Genomic DNA, 21172 nt, shown 5'->3' with positions numbered 1-21172 from the left:
GCTCGAGCGCCGCTCCTACGGTGGACCAAGGCAGGTTCGGAGGTTTTGATTGACTACTGATCAAATGAACAGTACATTGATTATCCGGGTGGCCCCAGGCCTTCGTACTGTGACCCCAGGAAGACCTGATTGATCTCCGTAGCCCCAGGGATGGGGCCGGGCTCCCGGACTTATTCGACAGATCTGGCTGGCAGGGTTTTGCAAAAAGAAACCCAGCCTAAGGCCAGTTGCGTAGGGTGGATTAGCTTCAAGCGTAATCCACCAGCACACCGTGAATATGTAGATTACGCCTACGGCTAATCCACCTACGGTACAGAATGATAATCACGTGTTCAGGGATTTAGAGCTTGGGGTGGGCCGTTAAGAAACGGTGAGCAAGCGGCTTAATTACCCGCTTGCCGGTCAGGCTGACACTGGGAACCCAGCAGGTTCTGGGCAAGCACGTAGCGATCCTGGGCATTTTCCGCCCGGATCTCACCCACCGACAGGTACTGCAAGGTCCAGTTGTCCCAGATTCTCGTATAGCGACTTTCCAGCAGCACATCACCGCGCATCATGGTGGCTCGTTCCGCCTTCACCGTCAGCTTGTCGCCATCACGCCGGATCTGGTACCCCTCATTGGGATACAGCACTTCCAGACAGGCCAGAAACCGTTTCAAAGTCATGTCCGAGGCGGAGCCCACGGTAAACGCAAGTGGCAGGTTGGGTACTTCCAGCATCAGGCTGTGGATATTGGCGCCGTCCAGCCTCTCCAGCCGCTGGCTCTGAGCCTTTTCCTGTTCCTCTTCGGCATTGCGCAAGGTTTCCGCCATTTGCTGGGCCTGGCGCATGCCCTCACGAATCTCCCGCCGCCGCTGTGCCTGTCGACGCTGCGCTTCCTTGTGGGCCAGCACTGCCTGCCAGGCACTTTCCACCTCCAGATCCACCTGTTGCGCATAGTGGCGGGCCTTGCGGGCTCCGGCGATTTGCTCCACGCAATCATCCAGCCATACCACCGCCTGCTGCTCTTTCAGGTAACGCGCCTCACGGTGATGCTCATAGAGAGACTGACAGCCCCCTACCCGGGCGCCCAGTGCGTCGATCTCATGGTAGTCCAGGCCATCCACCTGGGCCGGCGCACGGGTCCAGCCCAGCCAGTCGGCCGTGGTCGGCACAACAGTGCTGCAACCGCTGACAGCAGCTACCAGACACCCAGTGAGAAAAGCCGGAACAATACGCACAACAGAACGTCGCCTGTGAGATCGGGACGGAAAGAAAGGGGGTAGCCAGGCTACCCCCTCCGAGACTTGCAGGAGCTTAACGTGCAGCGATCTTTTCTTTCCAGATCACCGGGCCGGTCTTGTGAACGGATTCACCCGTGGAGTCCACTGCCACGGTAACCGGCATATCTTCCACTTCGAATTCGTAGATGGCTTCCATGCCCAGATCTTCAAAGGCAGCCACGCGGGATTTACGGATCGCCTTGGACACCAGATAGGCAGCGCCACCCACGGCCATCAGGTACACCGCCTTGTTGTCCTTGATGGCTTCGATGGCGGTATCGCCACGCTCGGCCTTGCCGACCATGCCGATCAGACCGGTTTCTTCCAGCATGGTACGGGTGAACTTGTCCATACGGGTGGCCGTGGTCGGACCGGCGGGGCCGACGACTTCGTCACCCACCGGGTCCACCGGACCCACGTAGTAGATAAAGCGGTTGGTGAAGTCCACGGGCAGTTTTTCGCCGTTAGCCAGCATTTCTACCATGCGCTTGTGGGCCGCATCGCGGCCGGTGAGCAGCTTGCCAGAGAGCAGCAGGGTGTCGCCGGGCTGCCAGGTCTGCACCTCTTCCGGGGTGACCGTGTCCAGATTGACGCGCTTGGCGCCTTCGTCGTTGCCCCAGGCAATGTCCGGCCACTCTTCCAGGTCCGGTGCCTTCAGATCAGCCGGGCCGCTGCCATCCAGGATGAAATGCGCATGGCGGGTAGCCGCGCAGTTGGGGATCAGCGCCACCGGCTTGTTGGCCGCGTGGGTGGGGTAATCCACCACTTTTACGTCCAGCACGGTGGTCAAGCCGCCCAGGCCCTGGGCGCCAACACCGAGGGCATTCACTTTTTCGAACAACTCCAGACGCAACTCCTCAGAGCGGGTCTGGGCACCACGGGCCTGCAGCTCATGGATGTCGATCGGGTCCATCAGAGATTCCTTGGCGATCAGCATGGCCTTCTCGGCGGTGCCGCCGATGCCGATGCCAAGCATGCCTGGCGGGCACCAGCCAGCACCCATCTTGGGAATCTGTTCCAGCACCCAGTCCACCACGGAGTCGGACGGGTTGAGCATGGCGAACTTGGATTTCGCTTCTGAACCACCGCCTTTGGCGGCCACATCGATTTCCAGGGTGTCACCGGGCACGATGGAGTAGTTGATCACCGCAGGAGTATTGTCCTTGGTGTTGGCACGTTTGCCGTCCGGGTCCGCCAGCACCGAGGCGCGCAACACATTCTCCGGGTGGTTGTAGGCCCGACGCACGCCTTCGTTGATCATGTCGTCCAGGCTCATGTCGCCTTCAACGGTGACATTCATGCCCACCTTGGCAAACACGGTCACGATACCGGTGTCCTGGCAGATCGGGCGACGGCCCATGGCGGCCATGCGGGAGTTGACCAGGATCTGCGCCATGGCGTCCTTGGCAGCCTTGCTCTCTTCCTTCTCGTAGGCTTCTTTCACCGCGCGGATGAAATCCACCGGGTGGTAGTAAGAGATATACTGCAAGGCATCGGCCACGCTCTGAATCAGGTCATCCTGGCGAATCACCGTCATGGGATTACTCCTGCTGGGACAAATTGGGGGCGCGTAGTATAGCGCAGAGTGTGAAGGGGGTGAAAACCGAAAGCGGGCAGTGCTTGCCAGCCAGCCCTCTTTGCAGCAGTGTCGAGAATTGAGGCCTTTCTGTAGGAGCTATGCTTGTATGGCGAACCGAGCGCAGCGAGGCGGCAGAGATCCAGGTCGTCCGCCGTTCTTTCTGGAACCTGTCGAGCGCTGGGATTCCTGATCGCCCTACGGTCGATTTCCGCACAAGCGCGGTTCGCATGTCGCAGATCCCCCTTGGGGGGGCAAGCATAGCTCCTACAGCGGCTTCGTAGAGAGCACCGAAGTTTAGCCTTTTCCCCATCCAACGAGCGTAGCTCGTAGCTCATTCAATCGCAGCGGGTATTGTTGAGTAACCGCAGCAGGTGATCATTGATCACCTCCGGTTGCTCCAGGTGCAGGAAGTGCCCGGCATTGGCGATCCGCTGCAGCTCCACTCCCCCGCTGAAATCACTCTCCACCAGGGTATGCTCAAGCAGTTTGGGGCTCATACAGCCATCATTCTCGCCAATCAGTATCTGAGTGGGCGTGGCAATATCCTGACCCAGCCAGCTCAAGGCTTTGCGCTGATCCTTCTTCCACAGCTTGAACATGGCCCGGTACCAGCCCAGCGCTGCCTTGATAACTCCCGGTTCGGCCAAGGTGTGCTTGGCATTGTCCAGATAGAGGCCGGGGTCCCAATCCGGCGACCAGCGCCGCCACAGGGTGTCCACACCGCTGAGATCACCACGCTTGAGCCAGGCCTCTGGTGCTACCGGCAACTGGAAGAATTGCATGTACCCGCTAAGCAACACTTGTTCCGGCACTTTGAGCAGCGCCTGAGGGATACGCCTCAAGGGAGGGATCGACAGGGCACTGAAAGAGCAAAAGGTTTCCGGAGACTGGGCACAGGCCAGATAGCCCACCGCTGCGCCCCAGTCATGGCCGATCAAATGGACACGGCCACCCAGCTGAGCGGCGAAGACCATCAGGTCATCCACCCCTGCATAAACAGAATAATCACCACTCCCGGACTGACAACTCGGGGCATAACCGCGCAGAGCCGGAGCGATCGCCGTATACCCGGCCGCCGCCAGGACATTGATCTGCACCGCCCAGTTTTCGTAAGTGTCCGGAAAACCGTGGAGCAATATCACGGGCTCGCCGCTACCGGCCATCAGGGCCGGAAAGCGCAAGTCACCGTTTACCAGTTCAACCTGTTTCATCGAGTTACCTCAAAATGCCGGATCTGCGGCGCCTCACTGTCCCGGGTAATGATGTCATCCACCTGGGACATGGCCGGCCCCTGGCGCATGGCGTCCAGCATGGCCGACACCGCATCCGGCTGGCCGTGCAAGATGGCTTCCACACGGCCGTCATCACAATTACGCACCCAGCCGGCAAGATCTCGCAGGCTGGCTTCGTGTTGGGTCCAGGCCCGGTAGCCTACCCCCTGAACCCTACCGCTCACCAGTACATGTTTAGTGATCGCCATCATTGCTCTCCCGATTCTTCTCTTCGTCGCCACGACTGTCGCGGCGTTGAAAGAGTGTATCCAGCGGCATATCCAGCGGCGCCATCATACCGTCCCGGGCCTGATCCATCTTTTCCTTCAAGGTCCGCTCCCAGGCGGATTCATCATTCCCCAGCCGCACCCGCAGCTGGGCATGGGCAGGCCAGGGCAGCATGGCCACCAGTTGCCCCAGGGTCAGGTTGCGCAGATCCCGGGATAATATGTAACCGCCCTCCTCGGTACGCCGTATCAGCTTGGCGTCCATCAACAGATTGCGGAATTCATCCCACTGACTCACGCCGCAGTCGCGCATCACCTGACGTACTTCCTTGCTGCGCAGCACCTTGCCATGTTGCTGACGCAGCCAGAACGCGTGCAGTAAACGTATCAACGCATGCATTCTCGGTATCTGGCGTCGATGCTCCTGAAATACCACCAGGGCCCGCACCAGCTCTGCGCCACCAAGCACAATAATCCAGGAAATATAAACCCACAGCAGAAACAGCGGTACCGCCGCAAACGCACCGTACACCACTTCATAGCTGGGAGCCTGGCGAATAAAGAAGGTAAAGCCGCCTTTTGCCAGCTCAAACAGCAACGCCGCGCTGGCAGCTCCCAGTATGCCCTGGCGCAGTGGCACATTGGTATTGGGCACCACGGTGTACATCAGGGTTAGCATGGCCGTGGTAAAGAGAAAAGGCAGCAGCGACAACCACAGCCTGACCCCGCCGAGATAATGCACGGTATCACTGAATATGGCCTGGGAGGTCAGGTAGGAAGAGATCGCCAGCCCGGCGCCCAAACAGATCGGCCCCAACGACAGCACCGCCCAGTACATCATCAGACTGGTGAGTCCCTTGCGGGCGCTACGTACTTTCCAGATACGGTTCACGGTCTGTTCGATGGTGCGCAGCATCAGCACCGAGGTGATGATCAGAATAATCACCCCGGGGCCGGTCAGATTGGTGGCCTGCCGGGCAAATGACTGCAGGTGCTCCAGCAGCATATTGCCCGCCGACGGCACGAAGTATTCAAACGCCCATTGCTGAAGTTGAACGCCCTTGCCTTTCAGCGCGGGCACCGAGGCCAGTACCGAAAAACTCACGGTCATCACCGGCACGATGGCAAAGAGCGTGGTGTAAGTCAGTGCGGCGGCGCTTTCGCGACAGCCATCCTCCTTGAACTGACGCACCAGCAGCGCGAAGAAGGCACGAATGGAATCCAGCCTGGCACGAACCGGAATGACGTTTTCATCAGTTTCCATGCTATCGGCATCCTCTCCTTGCCAGCGGGTTCAAGCGCCTTACAATGGCACCCTCATCCACAGAATATGCAAAACTCATGACGGACTACACCATCTTCCATAACCCGCGCTGTTCAAAATCCCGCCAGACGCTGGCTTTGCTGGAAGAAAACGGCATCCAGCCCACTATCGTAAAGTACCTGGACGACACCCCGGATGCCGCCACGCTGAAAACCCTCATCAAGAAACTCGACCTTGCCAACGCCCATGATCTGGTGCGAAACAAGGAAGCCGACTATAAAACGGCAGGCTTGTCGGCGGATAGCAGCGATGATGCAGTCATTGCCGCCATGCTGCAGTATCCGAAACTGATTGAGCGCCCCATCGTGGTACGGGGCGACAAGGCGGTGCTGGGACGCCCGCCGGAAAACGCCCTTAACCTGCTGGACTGACACCATCATGACGGATTATGTACTGGTGCTTTACTACAGCCGCAACGGCAGTGTGGCCAATCTGGCGCAACAGGTCGCTCGCGGCATTGAAGGCTCTGGCATGGAAGCCCGCCTGCGCACGGTACCGGCAATCTCTGCCAACTGTGAAGCCACGGAACCCGCGGTACCGGAACAGGGCGCGCCCTATGCCACCCTGGAAGACCTGGCCGGTTGCAGCGGCCTGGCGCTGGGTTCGCCCACTCGCTTCGGCAATATGGCGGCGCCGTTGAAATACTTTGTCGACCAGACCAGCAATCTGTGGATGAAAGGCACTCTGATCGGCAAACCCGCCGGCGTGTTCTGTTCCACCAGCAGCCTGCACGGCGGCCAGGAAAGCACCCTGCTATCCATGATGACCCCACTGCTGCATCACGGCATGGTGATTACCGGTGTGCCCTATTCCGAACAAGCACTGCTGGATACTCGCAGTGGCGGCACTCCCTATGGTCCTACCCACGTTGCCGGCACCGATTCAGCCCCGTCGCTGACCGACCATGAAATCTCTCTGGCAAGGGCCCTGGGCAAACGCCTGGCTACCCTCGCCCGCCAACTCAAGGCCTGAACATGAATCTCCTGCTTCTGCGTATCAGCTACGCACTATTATTGTTTGTTGGCATCTCCGGGCTGTTCAGCCTGGCCCCGCCGGATGTGCACATTGTCTCCAGCATTATCTTTGCGGTGATTCTCTATGCCCCTCTAGTGCTGATGCTGCCGGCCGTGATCAGTGGTAACAAGCGCCAGGCCACCTGGTTGTGTTTTATCCTGTTGTTCTATTTCTGCGGTTATGCCATCCAGCTGCTGGACCCGCCGCCGGTACGCACCCTGGCCATCGCCAAGACATCACTGACGGTAATGCTGTTTGTGTTCTCTGCGCTGCAGATTCGCCAGGGGCAACATGCTGATTGACGAACGGTTCGAGGTCGAAACACCGGAAGGGGCCATGCTCAGCCTGTCCCTGGCCGGCCCGGTGACACGGGCCATGGCCTATGGCATCGACCTCACCCTTCGTTTGTTGATCTTTGCGATACTGGCCTTTGTGCTCAGCCTGCTCGGCAAAATGGGCATCGGCCTGTTGCTGATTATCGGCTTTGCCCTGGAATGGTTTTACCCCACGCTCTTTGAAGCATTGCGACATGGCCAGACGCCAGGCAAGAAAGCCATGGGCATTGCTGTGGTCCACGCCAACGGCAGCCCGCTCAGTTTCAACGGCAGCCTGATCCGTAATCTGCTGCGCACCGCCGATGCCTTTCCGCTGTTTTACCTGCTCGGTTTCATCACTACCCTGATCAGCCCCCGCTATCAGCGCCTGGGAGATATGGCGGCCAATACCCTGGTGGTGCATATCGAAAAAACCGAGACCAGCCGCAAGCAACATAACGGCCCGACCAATCCACCGGACTGGCCGCTCAGCTCCCAGGACCAACTGGCCCTGCTGGCTTTCCACGAACGCCAGGACCAGTTTTCCGAAGCCCGCCAGCAGGAGTTGGCACAGCTGGCATTCCCGGAACTGAGCCCGCCCCAGGCACTGCAGCGTCTGCGATCAGTGACCCGTTACCTGATTGAGGGGGCCCAATGAAACAGGCCCGCTTCGAACAACAGTACCGCCCGCTATGGGACTCTCTGGAGCAGCAACTGGATCAACTGGAGGCGCTGCGGGTGTCGCGCAAGAAGCGCCTGCCCCTGGACCGCTTCGTGGCGGATTACCGCCAGCTCTGCCACCAACTGGCATTGGCCCGGGAGCGCACCTACAGCCTGGAACTACAGCAATACCTGAACAATCTGGTGCTACGTGCCCACCGTCAGCTGTACCGCTACAACCCGCCCCTGGCGGATCGCATCGGCGTTTTTTTTGCCAGCGGGTTTCCGGCGGCGGTTCGTCGGCAATGGAAGTGGCACCTGGTCAGCGCACTCAGCTTTGTGCTGTCCATCGCGCTAGCCTGGATTCTGGTGCAGCAACAGCCAGAGATGATCTACACCGTGGTGGACGAAGCCATGCTTTCGGATCTGGAGCTCATGTACCAGCCGGCGGATTCTGCAGGCGGCGACATCCATGCCGGGCGCGAGGGCGAAGATGACGTGCTGATGTTCGGTTTTTACATCAAGAACAACATCGGCATTGCCTTTCGCACCTTTGCCGGCGGCCTGCTGCTGGGCGTGGGTGCCATTTTTGTCATGCTGTTCAATGGCAGCTTCTTTGGCGCTATTGCCGGCCACCTGATCAATACCGGCGGCCATGAGGCCTTCTTTACCTTCGTGATCGCCCACGGCGCCCCGGAACTCACCGCCATCGTGCTGGCCGGGGGCGCCGGGCTGCGACTGGGCTGGTCGATTATCGCCCCGGGCCAATGGTCGCGACTGGATGCCCTGCGCCTGGCGGCACGGGATGCCTTGCCAACCATGTACGGGGTCTTCGCCCTGCTGCTGCTGGCCGCTTTCATCGAAGCCTTCTGGTCGCCCAGAGACTTCGACGCCACCCTAAAATACAGCGTCGGTGCCGCCTGCTGGGCACTGCTTTATCTCTATCTTTTCTTCGGGGGACGTCAACGTGGAGCTGGAAAAGGCTAGCGCCCGCCTGGCACCGCGTAGCCCCTGGCAGGCGGTGGACCTGGGCACAAAACTGTATCGGCAATGGGCCGCACCGGTGCTATGGGTATGGCTGGCGTTCACGCTGGCGCCCTTCGGCTTACTACTGGGCTGGTCGCTGCTGGCAGAAACCCTGTGGCCACTGTTCCTGTTCTGGTGGCTCAAGCCTCTCTGGGAGCGTCCGTTACTGGCCTGGTACAGCCATGCCCTGTTTGCGGAAACCCTGACCCTGAAGCAATTATTCCAGCGCTGGCGCCACTACGCCCTGCCCGGCCTCGCCAGCCAGCTCACCTGGCGACGTTTCAGTCCGGCACGCAGTTTCAACACCTGCGTCTGGCAATTGGAAGGCGCCAAAGAGGAACAACTCAGCCAGCGCTTGCGGGCGCTGAACAGCTACCCCTCCAACCGGGCCGGCATCATGACCATCGTGGTGCTTCACCTGGAGCAATTCATGGCCATGGGGCTGATGGTACTGCTTTACACCCTGGTGCCCTGGCAGTTCAGCCTGGAATGGAGCGACTGGTTCTACGATCAGGGCGCCCTGCAGATGGCCATTGCCAGTGCCACACTGTACCTGGTCATGTGTGTCACCGAACCGCTATACGTGGCCTGTGGCTTTGCCCTCTATCTGAACAAGCGCACCTGGCTGGAAGGCTGGGATCTGCAACTGGGGCTGACCCGTCTTGGCCGCCACCGGGCCACCCGCAGCGGCGCCACCGTGTTGATGCTGCTGGCCCTGATGCTGCTACCCCTGCCGGAACCGGCAACGGCTCAACCCGCGCCCCGCAATGAAGAGCAACAGGAAGTCATCGAGCTGCTGGCAAGCCCGGACTATATGCCCTTCGAAGAGCGCACTGAGCGACAATGGAAAGACCGGGACGAAGACAGCAACAGCTGGCTGGAAGAGTTCTGGAAGCACTTCTTCGATAACCTGGACGATGATGAGCAACCGGAATCCTCCTCCCAGCCCTTTGACATCCCGGATGCGGTGCTGTGGATTCTGTTCTGGGCCCTGTTCGCCGGGCTGGTTATCTGGTTGCTCACCAAGGTGATGAATCAGTTGGGCCTGGGCAGCCAGCGGCGGGACCACAGCCCGGTGATCCCCACTCACGTAGCCGGCATGGATATTCGCCGCCATAGCCTGCCGAAAAACCTGCGCCAGGCGGTGGAGAACGCACTGGCAGCCAACGACATTCGCCTGGCCCTGTCGCTAATGCTGCGCAGTGCCCTGGCCAGCTTGCTGCGCCGCTATCCAGTGGCATTGGCCGCCGGCAGCACCGAACAGCAATGCCTGCGCACCCTCAAGGCCTGCCACGGCGAACCCTTGCCGATTCTCTACCTGCAGCGCCTGATCCAGGCCTGGATCAGCACCGCCTGGGCCCATCGTCCGGTAGATGCCGATGCAGTCCGCAGCCTGCTCACTCACTGGGAGGAGATTCGTGCTGAGGAGGCTGCCGATGCATAGGAAACTGCCCTGGCTGGGCGCCCTGCTGGTGGTGGCACTGATCATCGCTTACTACGCGCTCACCGAGCCAGTCACTGTAATCCAGCGGACTGCCCCTGACAGCGCCATTCAACGCAATCCCTACAGCGCCGCCCAGGCCTGGCTGGCACAACGGGGGCAACCCAGTCAGCGAGTGCTCAGTGCCGCTGCCCTTTTCCCGTTGCCGGAAGAAGACACCGCCCTGATCATCGACAAGCAGCGAGGTCTGCTCAGCCACAGTCAGGTACGCGCGTTGCTGCACTGGGTGGAAGCGGGCGGCGAACTGATCGTCGAGGCTCGACCACTGCCAAAATCCCGGGATGAAGATACCGCCACGGAAACGGACTGGCAGGACAACGATGCCCTGCTCTACAGCTTGGGAATCACCGTCTGGAAAGGGGAGGCGCTGGCTGACGAGGAGGAACTGGACCCGTTTTTCCAATTGCTCGACGCTCTGCCTGCGTTCGCCGGCAATCCCCTGCAATACTGCCTGCTCACCGACAACGATGAACTGCGCGAAACCTGCGAGGCGCTGGCCTGTGAGGCCCCGCCACAACCGGAGCCCCTGCTGCTGCATGCCGGCGATGACCAGCCCTCCCGTCGCATCCAGCTGCATAGCCAGCATGTACTCTGGCACGACAGCTGGAACGAGGAAGACACCCCGGCAGAGTTTCTCCCCGAGTGGCCGGTGGAAGTGACCGCCTATGCGGACAACGATTACGGCAGCCAGCTGGTCCAGCTATCCCTGGGCGACGGCCAGGTCACCGTGCTCACCGACCTGGGGCTGTGGGACAACCAGAACCTGCTTTATTTCGACCATGCCTGGCTGCTGGCCTGGCTCACTGGCAACCAGCCGGTGTGGTTCGTGCACTCCGTGGCCATGCCACCATTACTGCAATGGTTATGGCTGCGCGCCCCGGAACTGGGAACCGCCCTGCTGCTGCTGGTTGGCCTGTGGTTATGGTCACGAATTCCCCGCCGCGGCCCGATTCAGCCGGTGGCCGAAGACCACAACCGGGATTACCTGCAGCATCTGCACGCCAGTGGCTATTTCCAGTGGCGCACCGAACAGCAGGACACGCTGCTCACCGCCCTGCGGCAGCAGGCCCTGGCCCGACTCAACCGTTACCATCATCAGCGCCAGCAGGCCCTGGAACGCGCCGCCAGTCACCTGAAAGTGACTGTCGCGCAACTGAATCACGCGCTGACACAGCCCCCGGCAAACCGTGACCAGCTCGCCCAGCAGGTAGCCCTGCTACAGGCTTTAAGGAGTGACACATGACACAGCCCACCACCCTGGCCGACGCCACCCAGCTGGCCCAGGATATTGAACATCATCTCAATCAAGTGCTGATCGGTCAGCAGCAGGTGGTTCGCGAAGTGCTGATCGCCCTGGTCTCCGGCGGCCATGTGCTGATTGAGGGGGTACCCGGACTCGGCAAGACCTTGCTGGTGCGCAGCCTGGGCAAGGTGCTGGAACTGGACTTCAATCGTATCCAGTTCACCCCGGACCTGATGCCCACGGACGTGACCGGCCACGCCATGTACGACCAGAAAAGCGAGCAATTCCGTATTCGCCGTGGTCCCGCCTTCACGCAACTGCTGCTGGCCGATGAAATTAACCGGGCCCCGGCCAAGACTCAGGCGGCGCTTCTGGAAGTCATGCAGGAGCGGCAGATCACCATTGAGGGCAAAGCCTTTACGCTGAATGAGCCCTATATGGTACTGGCCACCCAGAACCCGCTGGACCAGGAGGGCACCTACCCGCTGCCGGAAGCGGAACTGGACCGTTTCCTGTTCAAGGTGTTGATCGATTACCCGGATCACGCGGACGAAACCCGTCTGGTTAACATGGTGCTGGACGGTACCATCCGCGCCAGCCTGGATGTGGAAAGCCTGAGCCCGGTCACCGATGCCGCCGGCCTGAAAGCCATGAAGGCGCTCAGCGACAGCGTCCTGATTGATGCCGAGGTGCTCGACTATGCCCTGCGCATCGTACGCGCCACCCGGGATTTCAGCGGCCTGAGCCACGGCGCCAGCCCCCGTGCCAGCATCGCCCTGGCCCGGGCCAGCCGGGTACAGGCCCTGTTTGAGGGCCGCGATTTTGTCACCCCGGACGATGTACAGCAGGTGGCCCGGCCGGTGCTGCGCCACCGCATTCAGCTGAGCGCCGATGCGGAAATCGAAGGCCAGACTCCGGAAACCGCCCTGGGTCGACTGCTGGAACAGGTGGAAGCGCCGAAGCAATGACAGGGAACGTGAGACGCCGGACGCCAGACGCTGGAAGCCTAAAACCCGCACCGCGACTGCTTGCCGTCGTTGCGCTGTGGGCCTTGCTGGCCGTTCCACTATTCTGGCTGCCCGCCGGGTTTGTCGTCGTCTGGTGGGCACTGGGCGCCCTGACTTTGGTGATTGCCCTGCTGGATCAGTGGCACGCCCGCCGCTTGCCTGCCCCACAGGCACAGCGGGAGTTACCTACAGCTCTGTCGGTTCAGCAACCGCACCCGGTAAGGGTGCGGATCACCTCGGCAAGCCTGCCGGAAACCGTAGAGTTGGCCGACCAGCACCCCGGTGACGACCCCCACACCGGCCTGCCGACCACCCTGACGCGGGCCGAGGCAGAGCTGACCGAGCTGACCTATCACTACCGGCCCAGCCGCCGCGGCCCGGTACAGTTCGGCGACCTGGTGTTCTGGTTCCCCAGCCGCCTGATGCTGTGGCAGGTACGCAAGGTATGCGACGCCGCCTGCACCGTGCCGGTATACCCGGATTTCTCCCGTCTCAGCCACAGCGGATTGGATGCCAATCATGCCCACCTGCTCACCGGCACACGGCTGCAACCGCGCCGCGGCGAAGGCATGGAGTTTCATCAGTTACGCGAATATCACCCCGGTGACAGCCTGCGCCAGATCGACTGGAAAGCCACCGCCCGCCGCCGCAGTCTGATCAGCCGGGAATATCAGGATGAGCAGAATCAGCAGGTGCTGGTGATGCTGGATGGCGGGCGGCGTCTGGGGATGCCGGTTGGCTCGCTGACCGGCTTCGACCACGCGCTTAACGCCGCCCTGCTACTGGCCTGGAGTGCGCTCAAGCAAAAGGACAAGGCCGGCGCCATGCTGTTTTCCGGCGACCAGCCACGCTGGCTGCCACCGGTGCAGGGCCAGCAGGGCATCAACCACCTACTCAACGGGCTCTACGATCTACACCCCAGCCAGCATGCCAGCGACTTCAGCCTGGCCGCCCGGCAACTGGTGCGCCGCAGCCGGCGACGAGCCCTTGTGGTACTGGTTACCCGCCTGCAGCAGGAAGATCTGGATGATCTGATGAGCGCCGTGTCTCTGCTGCGTCGCCACCATCTGGTACTGATTGCCGACATGCTGCTGCCGGAACAGGAACAACTGTCACGCCAGCCGGTGGGCAACGATTTTGATCAGGCCCTGCAAGTGTGCGCCGACGCCCAGGAACAACAGGCCCGCCACGACCTGCACACCCGCCTGCGCCATGCGGGGGCGCTGGTCACTGCCACCACACCACAACAGATGCCGGCGCAGCTCAATAACCTTTACCTTATGCTGAAACGCAGCGGACGTTTGTAGAACTGACACACATTGAAACGTACCAACCACACGTTCTGAACTAGCTGTAGGAGCCCCGCTTGAGCCGCGAACCGCGCTTGCGCGGAAATCGCACCTAGGGCGATCAGGGATATCAGGACCCGACAGGCCCGAGCCTGCCCGTCATAACAATGTTTTCCTCACTCCGCTCGGTTCGCCCCTCAAGCGGGGCTCCTTCAGCCACTCCGGCTATATGAACGTATCTTCCAAAGCCGTTTCCAGTTCCCTGTCCGCCAGGCCGTAATACGCCATCAGCACCTGGCACCAGCGCTGCGGGCGATCCGGCAACCCGCTTTTCAGCAGATCCTGAGCCTTTTCCCTGACCTTCAAGGCAAACGCGCCCTCTTCCCCCGCCTCCCCATTCAGGTTATCCAGTGACACCCGGAATGGATGGCCGCATGCTGCACAGAACAGGGCTTCCAAGGCCTGGGGGTAGACTTCTACCCGGGTGAACTGCGCCTGCTGCTCGGCATTGCGTCCGTCCGGGGCATACCAGTAGCCATAATCTTCCTGCTGTCGGCGGGTCGGGCCGGCCACACACCAGTGGGCGATTTCGTGCAGGGCGCTGCGGAAATAATCGCGGGTGTAACAGATACGATGGGGGTTGCCCGGACGATACACGGGTTCTTCCCCGCCGCCTTCCAGAACGGTGGTATGAGAATGAAAAAAAGTGGCCCTAAACAGTCTGTCCAGGTCCTCGCTACGGTGCCCCCGGACAGCGCTTTGCGGTATGGTAGCCGCCTTTGTTTGGCCCTGTGGTTTACCGCCAAGATCACCCATAAGATTCGTCGTGCCTATGTCATCCCGTCGTCAGGAGCTCGCCGCCCAGCTCACACTTGCCCTGCCCATTCTCGGCGGCCAGTTGGCCCAGACCGCCAACGGCTTTGTGGATACCATGATGGCCGGGAGAGTCAGTGCCAATGATCTGGCGGCGGTGGCGGTGGGCGCCAGTATCTGGGTGCCACTGTTCCTGTTCATGACCGGCGTGTTGATGAGCGCCACGCCGATTCTTTCCCGCCATCTTGGCGGCGAAGCTTACCATCGCATCAACCCGCTCGCCCAGCAGGGCATCTGGCTGGGCCTGGGACTGGGTATTCTCTGCGCCCTGATCCTGCGCAGCATCGCACCGGTACTGGTATGGATGGACGTGGACCCGGCAATTCGCCCGCTGGTCAGCGGCTATCTGGATGCGCTCAGCTGGGGCATGCCCGGCGCCGCCCTGATGCTGGCCATGCGCAGCTACACCGAGTCCATGAACCACACCCGCCCGGTGTTGCTGTTCAGCGTGATCGGGCTACTGATCAATATTCCCAGTAACTATGTGCTGATTTACGGCAAATTGGGTTTCCCTGCCATGGGCGGAGTCGGCTGCGGCTGGGCCACCTCCCTGGTGATGTGGTCTATGGCACTGATGATGCTGTTTTATACCCACCGCCACCCGGTGTACCAGCACGCCCCGCTCAATCTGCGCCGGCGCCATTTTGAAATGGCCAGCCTGGGGTACATGCTGCGTCTGGGGTTACCAGTGGGGTTATCAATCTTTTTCGAGGTCAGCATCTTTGCCGTGATTGCCCTGCTGATCGGCAGCCTGGGAGCCCAGATCGTGGCCAGCCACCAGATCGCCCTGAACTTTACCTCGCTGATTTTCATGGTGCCGCTCAGCTTTTCCCTGGCCGCCTCGGTCCGCGTTGGCCATGCCAGGGGCCGCCACGACGAGCCAGGCCTGCGTCATGCGGTGCAGGTGGCGCTCTGTATCACCACAGTGGTGGGTGTAACGGCAGCCGCAGCGCTGGTATTGGCGAGAAGCTGGATCCCCCATATCTATACCAACAACCGGGACGTGATCGAGCTGGCCACCTATCTGTTGCTGTTCGCGGCGTTATACCAGGTATCCGATGCCTTGCAGGTATGCGCCAACGGCTGCCTGCGCGGCTTTGAAGACACCGCCTGGCCGATGATCATGACCCTGTTCGCCTACTGGGGCGTGGGCCTGCCACTGGGTTATGGCCTGGGTCTGACCCACTGGTTTGGCGAGCCCATGGGCCCGGCGGGCTTCTGGATCGGCCTGGTAGCTGGTCTCACCGTGGCCGCCATTCTGCTCGGCTGGCGACTGCGCTGGCGGATGCAACAAACCTTGTCACCGACCCACTGACGTCTTTTCTGTTTCACCACAGAGGACACAGAGATCACTGAGGAAAATTCCTGAACAATCATTCTCTGTGTTCTCTGTGCCCTCTGTGGTGAAAACGCTTTTGCCATGCCATGAAACAGGTGCCTAACGTTCGAAAACCGGAACCTGCAACAGCCTTCGATAATAACTGTCGGTCAACCAGGGGCGCCCGCTCAACAGATGATTGAGATACCAGCGTTCCGGCTTCAGGTCATCCGCCTGCCAGTCCGGGTTGGCAATGTAGACCCAGGTGGAGATCTCGCCTGCCCCCGTCAGTACCGGCAGGCATTCACGCCGGTAGCGTACCGGGTGGCCTTCGAAGGGGTCCATCCGTTCAATTTCATTGTGATCGCGCAAGCGGTACAACACCCCTTCCACCGCATCATTGGTCGGCACAATGTTGGCGTAGGCGATGCCCTGCTTGCCATCGGCCCGCTTGTTGAATGCCAGCGTCCACCCTTCCAGCCGCGCCGCCATGGACTCCCGATACTGCATGCCCCGCACCGCCATTCGGCACGGGTTCATGTTCGAGCCATAGGCAAAATAATACTCACACTGCACACCCGCCTCCTGGATGAAATGAACATTAAAAGGGGATAAAGCCGAACCACAAGTCAACCGCGTTCAGGCCTACAGGCTACGCCACCCCGACGCGCGGGCACCTTCGCAGCGAGCCACCTCAGTACCAAAACCGCGCAGCTATCAATTATCCATTATCAACTATCAATTGCTTTCTGCACCGGCTTGCATGGCCGCCCCGTACAGGCTAACGTGAATTCAGGAGACTCTGAATAACTCCTTGCATGCTCAGTCTTTCAGGCTGGCTCGTAATCTAGGCGCAATTTTGATGGCATGCTGGTTGCCTGTCGAGAAATTGCAACGAAGAGTACGGGTCAGCCTGGAAGACCCGGAGGGCGCGGCCTGAAAGGCACATCTGCTGCGTTTTGTCCCTAGGAAAGGGAACCACCCTGTCCTTCGCGACAAACCACAACAGCTGCACCTTTCAGGCCACGCTGAGTATGCAACGAGTTATTCAGAGTCTCCTCAGGGCCGTGCAGAACGAACACTGTGTGTCGGGCTGGCGGCGCCAAGGACTTGTACCGGGAGGTGCCCATGACTCAGGCTCACCGGCAACACCCTGGCGGGAACAATGTGGTTCCCTTCTCTCCACGCCGCAAAGCGGCACAGCCCCCCATTTTGCGTCTTTCCCCGGAATACGATGGCATTGAGCTGTTGTACGCCAATGACCACCACCCGGATAAACTCTTTTCCCTGAAAATTCTGGCCTGGGCTCGTCTCGCCAATGGCGACACGGTGGCCATGGTCCCCTGGCTGAAAGAGCCGGTGACCGCCATGGCGCTGGCGGACCCTCTGAACGGCCGCTGGGAAGGATACCGACTGCCGGAAAGCGACTACCTGTTCGTTGATGCTCCCGAGCACAAGGTACAGGAGCTGGATGCGGCACTGGGCTTCTTTGGCAAACCCCGGCCCGGCGATCAGACGATTCAGGAAATCCCCGACACCATCGGCACCCACGCGGTGTTTTCCGAGGATGGCTTCCATACCATCAGCCTGATGGAGGTGGTGAGCTGGCGCCTGACCGCAGACGGCACCCTGGCCGCCATGGTGGCCGATGAAACCGGCACCATGGAAACCCCGGTGCTACCTGGCGCCAAATGCCTGATCCAGGCCCAACAATTAGCGCACTTCCGCTACTTCTTCCAGCACGGCATCGCCAATAAACTGAAAGAACGTGACCCGGAAGCACTGGCCGCGGTGGCGATGCTTTCCAGGACCAATTGATAGTTGAGAATGGATAATTGATAACTGCGCGATCAAGCTCCGTGCAGCATTAAAATGCAAGAGGCCGCGCCCAATCTCTGGGCGCGGCCTCTTGCGTTTCAGGTCACCGTAATCTTCACCGCGACGTTATCAATTATCCATTCTCAACTATCAATTACCCTTCTTCCGTATCCAATAAACCCAAAGCTCCCCCTCCTGCTCCTGGCCCAACAAGGTATGGCCAAGAAACTGGCAGAACTTGGGAATATCCCGTTCGGTGGACGGGTCGGTGGCGCGGACTTCCAGGACCTCGCCAGGGGCCATGTCGCGCACCTTGTTGTGCAACATCATCACCGGTTCCGGGCACAGCAGACCAGTGGCGTCGAGGTGGTGTTGGGCGTCCTGGGTCATGGAGTTACCTTTTGCGCGTTGTCATTAAGTGGCGCTTGCCAGAAAAAGGCGGCCATTATAACGGTTGTGCAGAGAATCGCAGCCAGCAGGAAGTGGCCCGCATAGCCCAGCCAGGCCGCACTGAAGCCACTCGCCAGTGTAAAGGCGCCCACCGCAAACAGCTGTACCGAGGCCTGCATGGTGTAGTCACTCCCCTCGTGGCCGCTACGGCAGTAGTCCATCATTAATACGAACAGAGCCACTGTGGACAGACCGTCGGCGAATTGCTCGAACAGGGCCACCGGCCAGATCCAGTGATCCGCCGGGCTGCTGGCCACCATCCACCAGCCAAGAAAGGACACGGCCTGCAAGGCGGCAAAACCGAACAGCGCCAGTTTGCGCGACAGCCGCATCATCAGCACGCCCGCCAGTGCCGCGCCGGCCAGTCCCACCAGGGATGAAACTAAATCCAGTCGACCGATGGCTTCCAGGCTCCACTGCCGGTCCACCAGAAAGGGTTTGATCATACGGGTACCGAACCCGTCACCGACCTTGTAGCCCAGCAGGATCACCAGCCAAACAGCCATCTGCGGCCGCCACCAGAACAGGGTCAGTTGTCGCCGCCACCAGAGCAACGTCACGGGTCGACGGGGTTTGATCTGCTCCCGGGGCTCACGAAATCGCCAGACAACCAGTGCCACCAGCAGCAGGGCGACAATCAGGCTTGCCAGGGTACCCTGCCAGCCCCAGCGACCGACCATGATCAGCAAGGCACCACTACCCAGGATCATGCCAATCTTGTAGCCGTTCACCTGAATGCTGTTGCCCAACCCGCGCAAGTCCGGTGTCAGCAAACGGGTGGCCAGGCCGTCGGTAGCGATATCCTGAGTGGCACTGAACAGGTTGAGCAGAAACAGCAGCACCACCAACAGCGCAAAGCCCGGACCAAACAACCATTCGCGGGGAAACAGTGCCGTGATGGCCAGTACCAGCATCACGGCAAACACGCAGGCCAGAATCCACCGCTTGCGATGATTGGGTTTGCCACTACCCCAGCGATCCACCCAGGGAGCCCAGAGAAACTTCAACGCCCAGGGCAAGGCCGGCAGAGCCAGCAGGCCGATCCATTCCGGTGACAGGCCTGCGTCTCTGGCCAGAGCCGGCATGGATTTTCCCAGCAAACCGGCCGGCAGCCCCTGGGCAAAATACAGCACGCCAAGAGTGACAAAGAGAGCCGGCGCGGGACGCTGTGCAGGCATGCTCAGTAGTCCCGGTGGAACGCTGCCCACACGGTAATTTCCTCACGATCGTAGTAAAGCTGTGCCGCCTTGATCTCGGGCACCCCCAGATGCTCATGGCGCTCCATGGCAGCAGTCAGCTTTTCCAGTAATTGCCAGGCCTCCTGGAAACGGCGCTTCATGGGCAGCTTGAGATTGAACAGCGCCGCTTTGGACCAGCCCTGGGTGAGCCACTTTTCCATCTGCTGCAGGGTCCGCGCCGGCTTGTCCACCACATCGCAGACCACCAGATCCACACTGCTTCGGGGCCGCCAGGTAAAGGCATCACCGTGGATATGCTCCACCGGATATTCATCCATCAGGCGGGTATCGAGTTTACCGTGATCCACGGCCTGCACCTTGATGCCACGCCGGGCCAGTTGCCAGCTCCAGCCGCCCGGGGCGGCGCCCAGATCAACGGCGGTTTTCGCTGTGAGACTGTCGGTGCTGCCGAAGAAGCGGATCAGCGCTTCTTCCACCTTGAGCGCGGAGCGGCTGGGGGCTTCCGCCGGCAATTTCAGCCGTCGCACCCCGCCTTCGACCAACGGTACAGCGGTCGGGCTGCTGGTCACCCAGCCATTGTGGGAATCACTGAAGAACAGGTGCACCCGTTGGCGGGCACCGGGTTTCAACAGGCCGGCCTTTTTCAGGCGTGGCTCCAGCGCCTTGCGAAAGCCGCGCAGAAAGCGCTGCATCTCACGACCTTCGTTGGTGTCCGGATGCTCCAGAAACACCTCGCTGAAAGGGGCCGCCTGCTTCAGAAGCGGCCACAGTTCGGCAATCCGGTCATCGCCGATATCCACGAACTGGCCCTCGGCCAGGCTCAGGCTACGGGCAAAAATCAGCCCGCTCCCCAGCAGTGCCGCCATCGAGCCCTGCTGACTGTGCCAGAGCACATAGCCGCTATCCGGTACGGTACGCGGATAACCGCCAACCATCTGCTCTGCCGCATGGTAGTTCAGCTCCGCAGCCAGGTCGTTCTCGAACCCGGGGCGGCACAACCCCAGCAGGGTTTCATCATGGGCGTGCTGCAAGTCACTGTGCATGTTGGTCTCGCGCTGGTTACAATGTGGCACATTGTCCTTATCACAACGGCTGGATCAATAATGAAAACAATATTGCCGCTGACCCTGGGCCTTGGCGCTGCCCTGCTCTCCCCTTTTATACACGCCGAAGAAGAACTGGCACCACCGGATGTGGATTTCTACGCCGAGGCGCAGATGCTACGTGTCGACCTGGCCCCCTATGGCTTTGATACCACCGACGGGCTGGATATTCGCCTGGGAATGTGGCTCAACAGTGTGGATATCGGCGGAAACTCTAGGCTGGGACTGGAGGCGGGCTTCCTACGTAACAGCGAAGACTCGAATGACCGTCAGTTTGAGCGTGCACCAGAGTCCAATGAAACCCCGATCAATGGAACCCCCATCGATAGTGTTAGGATCAGCGAAGAGAATTCACTACGCCTTAACGGCATTACGGTGGGTGTTGTCTGGCAAACCAAACGTTGGGTCTATCTGAAAGGCGGTGCCTATATCTACGATTTCAAGCTAGAAAACAGCCAGCAACGCGCATTCCTCGACAATAATTCCGACACCGTTGCCACCGTCAACGAAGCCCCAACTAACGACAGTCAAAGCGGTATCGCCCCCTATATCAGCGTGGGGCTAGCCATCCCGGTACTGGACAAGCTGTCTGTCACTGCAGATTATCGCCAAACGCAGTTGGAATCCGAAAACTTTGGCTCCTTCGGTGTTGGGATTCGCTTTTCCAACTGACCCGTAAACGCGGTTGGAGCCT

The 21172-nt window shown here is 60.4% G+C and carries 22 protein-coding genes; 12 read left to right on the top strand and 10 right to left on the bottom strand.

The window, feature by feature from the left end; translation table 11 throughout:
• Positions 1 to 383: 383 nt before the first annotated feature.
• From ACMG4M_RS07985 to ACMG4M_RS07965, 5 genes are all read right to left on the bottom strand, one after another.
• Positions 384 to 1154: a hypothetical protein gene (locus tag ACMG4M_RS07985; RefSeq protein WP_035249640.1), complete on the bottom strand. Its 771-nt coding sequence runs from the start codon at positions 1152 to 1154 to the stop codon at positions 384 to 386.
• Positions 1155 to 1296: 142 nt separating this feature from the next.
• Positions 1297 to 2799, bottom strand: a complete 1503-nt coding sequence (locus ACMG4M_RS07980) for a fumarate hydratase (RefSeq protein ID WP_035249638.1) — start codon at positions 2797 to 2799, stop codon at positions 1297 to 1299.
• Positions 2800 to 3176: 377 nt separating this feature from the next.
• Complete coding sequence (locus ACMG4M_RS07975) at positions 3177 to 4052, bottom strand: alpha/beta hydrolase (protein WP_272997515.1); 876 nt, start codon at positions 4050 to 4052, stop codon at positions 3177 to 3179.
• Positions 4049 to 4324: an acylphosphatase gene (locus tag ACMG4M_RS07970; protein WP_335625552.1), complete on the bottom strand. Its 276-nt coding sequence runs from the start codon at positions 4322 to 4324 to the stop codon at positions 4049 to 4051. The genes ACMG4M_RS07975 and ACMG4M_RS07970 overlap by 4 nt, the downstream gene beginning before the upstream one ends.
• Positions 4308 to 5603: a YihY family inner membrane protein gene (locus ACMG4M_RS07965; protein ID WP_272997513.1), complete on the bottom strand. Its 1296-nt coding sequence runs from the start codon at positions 5601 to 5603 to the stop codon at positions 4308 to 4310. Before ACMG4M_RS07965 ends, ACMG4M_RS07970 begins: the two co-directional genes overlap by 17 nt.
• A 77-nt stretch (positions 5604 to 5680) precedes the next feature.
• Here ACMG4M_RS07965 and arsC point away from each other — a divergent pair, with 77 nt between their 5' ends.
• The 9 genes from arsC to ACMG4M_RS07920 are packed head-to-tail and all read left to right on the top strand — an operon-like array spanning position 5681 to position 13735.
• Positions 5681 to 6034 carry an arsenate reductase (glutaredoxin) gene (arsC, locus tag ACMG4M_RS07960; protein WP_272962003.1) on the top strand — a complete coding sequence of 118 codons (354 nt, stop codon included), beginning with the start codon at positions 5681 to 5683 and terminating at the stop codon, positions 6032 to 6034.
• 7 nt (positions 6035 to 6041) lie between these two features.
• Positions 6042 to 6635: an NAD(P)H:quinone oxidoreductase gene (gene wrbA, locus ACMG4M_RS07955; protein WP_414431089.1), complete on the top strand. Its 594-nt coding sequence runs from the start codon at positions 6042 to 6044 to the stop codon at positions 6633 to 6635.
• A 2-nt stretch (positions 6636 to 6637) separates the two neighbouring features.
• A complete protein-coding gene (locus tag ACMG4M_RS07950; protein ID WP_035249632.1) occupies positions 6638 to 6979 on the top strand; it encodes a DUF2069 domain-containing protein in 342 nt (113 codons plus the stop codon).
• Positions 6969 to 7649, top strand: coding sequence for an RDD family protein (locus ACMG4M_RS07945; protein WP_035249631.1), 681 nt, complete (start codon positions 6969 to 6971; stop codon positions 7647 to 7649). Before ACMG4M_RS07950 ends, ACMG4M_RS07945 begins: the two co-directional genes overlap by 11 nt.
• Positions 7646 to 8638: a stage II sporulation protein M gene (locus tag ACMG4M_RS07940; RefSeq protein ID WP_035249630.1), complete on the top strand. Its 993-nt coding sequence runs from the start codon at positions 7646 to 7648 to the stop codon at positions 8636 to 8638. The genes ACMG4M_RS07945 and ACMG4M_RS07940 overlap by 4 nt, the downstream gene beginning before the upstream one ends.
• Positions 8619 to 10121 (top strand): DUF4129 domain-containing protein, encoded by a 1503-nt coding sequence (locus ACMG4M_RS07935; RefSeq protein WP_277672552.1) that lies wholly within the window; start codon positions 8619 to 8621, stop codon positions 10119 to 10121. Before ACMG4M_RS07940 ends, ACMG4M_RS07935 begins: the two co-directional genes overlap by 20 nt.
• Complete coding sequence (locus ACMG4M_RS07930) at positions 10114 to 11421, top strand: DUF4350 domain-containing protein (RefSeq protein ID WP_414431088.1); 1308 nt, start codon at positions 10114 to 10116, stop codon at positions 11419 to 11421. Before ACMG4M_RS07935 ends, ACMG4M_RS07930 begins: the two co-directional genes overlap by 8 nt.
• Complete coding sequence (locus ACMG4M_RS07925; RefSeq protein ID WP_272975659.1) at positions 11418 to 12389, top strand: AAA family ATPase; 972 nt, start codon at positions 11418 to 11420, stop codon at positions 12387 to 12389. Before ACMG4M_RS07930 ends, ACMG4M_RS07925 begins: the two co-directional genes overlap by 4 nt.
• 8 nt (positions 12390 to 12397) lie before the next feature.
• Positions 12398 to 13735, top strand: a complete 1338-nt coding sequence (locus tag ACMG4M_RS07920; RefSeq protein WP_414431087.1) for a DUF58 domain-containing protein — start codon at positions 12398 to 12400, stop codon at positions 13733 to 13735.
• A 207-nt stretch (positions 13736 to 13942) separates the two neighbouring features.
• On the opposite strand, the gene ACMG4M_RS07915 is transcribed toward ACMG4M_RS07920, so the two are convergent.
• Positions 13943 to 14437 (bottom strand): elongation factor P hydroxylase, encoded by a 495-nt coding sequence (locus ACMG4M_RS07915; RefSeq protein WP_414431125.1) that lies wholly within the window; start codon positions 14435 to 14437, stop codon positions 13943 to 13945.
• A 112-nt stretch (positions 14438 to 14549) separates the two neighbouring features.
• On the opposite strand from ACMG4M_RS07915, the gene ACMG4M_RS07910 reads away from it, so the two are divergent.
• Positions 14550 to 15905, top strand: a complete 1356-nt coding sequence (locus ACMG4M_RS07910; protein ID WP_414431086.1) for an MATE family efflux transporter — start codon at positions 14550 to 14552, stop codon at positions 15903 to 15905.
• Positions 15906 to 16028: 123 nt separating this feature from the next.
• On the opposite strand, the gene ACMG4M_RS07905 is transcribed toward ACMG4M_RS07910, so the two are convergent.
• The gene (locus ACMG4M_RS07905; RefSeq protein ID WP_414431085.1) at positions 16029 to 16484 is read right to left on the bottom strand and encodes a gamma-glutamylcyclotransferase family protein; all 456 of its coding nucleotides are present in this window, start codon (positions 16482 to 16484) and stop codon (positions 16029 to 16031) included.
• Between the two features lie 552 nt (positions 16485 to 17036).
• On the opposite strand from ACMG4M_RS07905, the gene ACMG4M_RS07900 reads away from it, so the two are divergent.
• Complete coding sequence (locus ACMG4M_RS07900; RefSeq protein ID WP_414431084.1) at positions 17037 to 17726, top strand: hypothetical protein; 690 nt, start codon at positions 17037 to 17039, stop codon at positions 17724 to 17726.
• 150 nt (positions 17727 to 17876) lie between these two features.
• On the opposite strand, the gene tusA is transcribed toward ACMG4M_RS07900, so the two are convergent.
• The 3 genes from tusA to rlmM are packed head-to-tail and all read right to left on the bottom strand — an operon-like array spanning position 17877 to position 20418.
• The gene (gene tusA, locus ACMG4M_RS07895) at positions 17877 to 18116 is read right to left on the bottom strand and encodes a sulfurtransferase TusA (protein WP_035249617.1); all 240 of its coding nucleotides are present in this window, start codon (positions 18114 to 18116) and stop codon (positions 17877 to 17879) included.
• Positions 18113 to 19354: an MFS transporter gene (locus ACMG4M_RS07890; protein WP_035249615.1), complete on the bottom strand. Its 1242-nt coding sequence runs from the start codon at positions 19352 to 19354 to the stop codon at positions 18113 to 18115. The genes tusA and ACMG4M_RS07890 overlap by 4 nt, the downstream gene beginning before the upstream one ends.
• A gap of 2 nt (positions 19355 to 19356) precedes the next feature.
• Entirely contained in the window at positions 19357 to 20418 is a 1062-nt protein-coding gene (gene rlmM / locus ACMG4M_RS07885; protein ID WP_272962354.1) for a 23S rRNA (cytidine(2498)-2'-O)-methyltransferase RlmM, read from the bottom strand.
• Between the two features lie 60 nt (positions 20419 to 20478).
• On the opposite strand from rlmM, the gene ACMG4M_RS07880 reads away from it, so the two are divergent.
• Complete coding sequence (locus ACMG4M_RS07880) at positions 20479 to 21150, top strand: outer membrane beta-barrel protein (protein WP_035249613.1); 672 nt, start codon at positions 20479 to 20481, stop codon at positions 21148 to 21150.
• The last annotated feature ends 22 nt before the right edge of the window (positions 21151 to 21172 follow it).

It is taken from the genome of Alcanivorax sp. IL3 (assembly GCF_047495465.1).
Classification (GTDB): Bacteria; Pseudomonadota; Gammaproteobacteria; order Pseudomonadales; family Alcanivoracaceae; genus Alcanivorax; species Alcanivorax jadensis.
The sequence above is the reverse complement of the archived record's forward strand: the minus strand, read 5'-3'. Positions and strand labels throughout refer to the sequence as shown.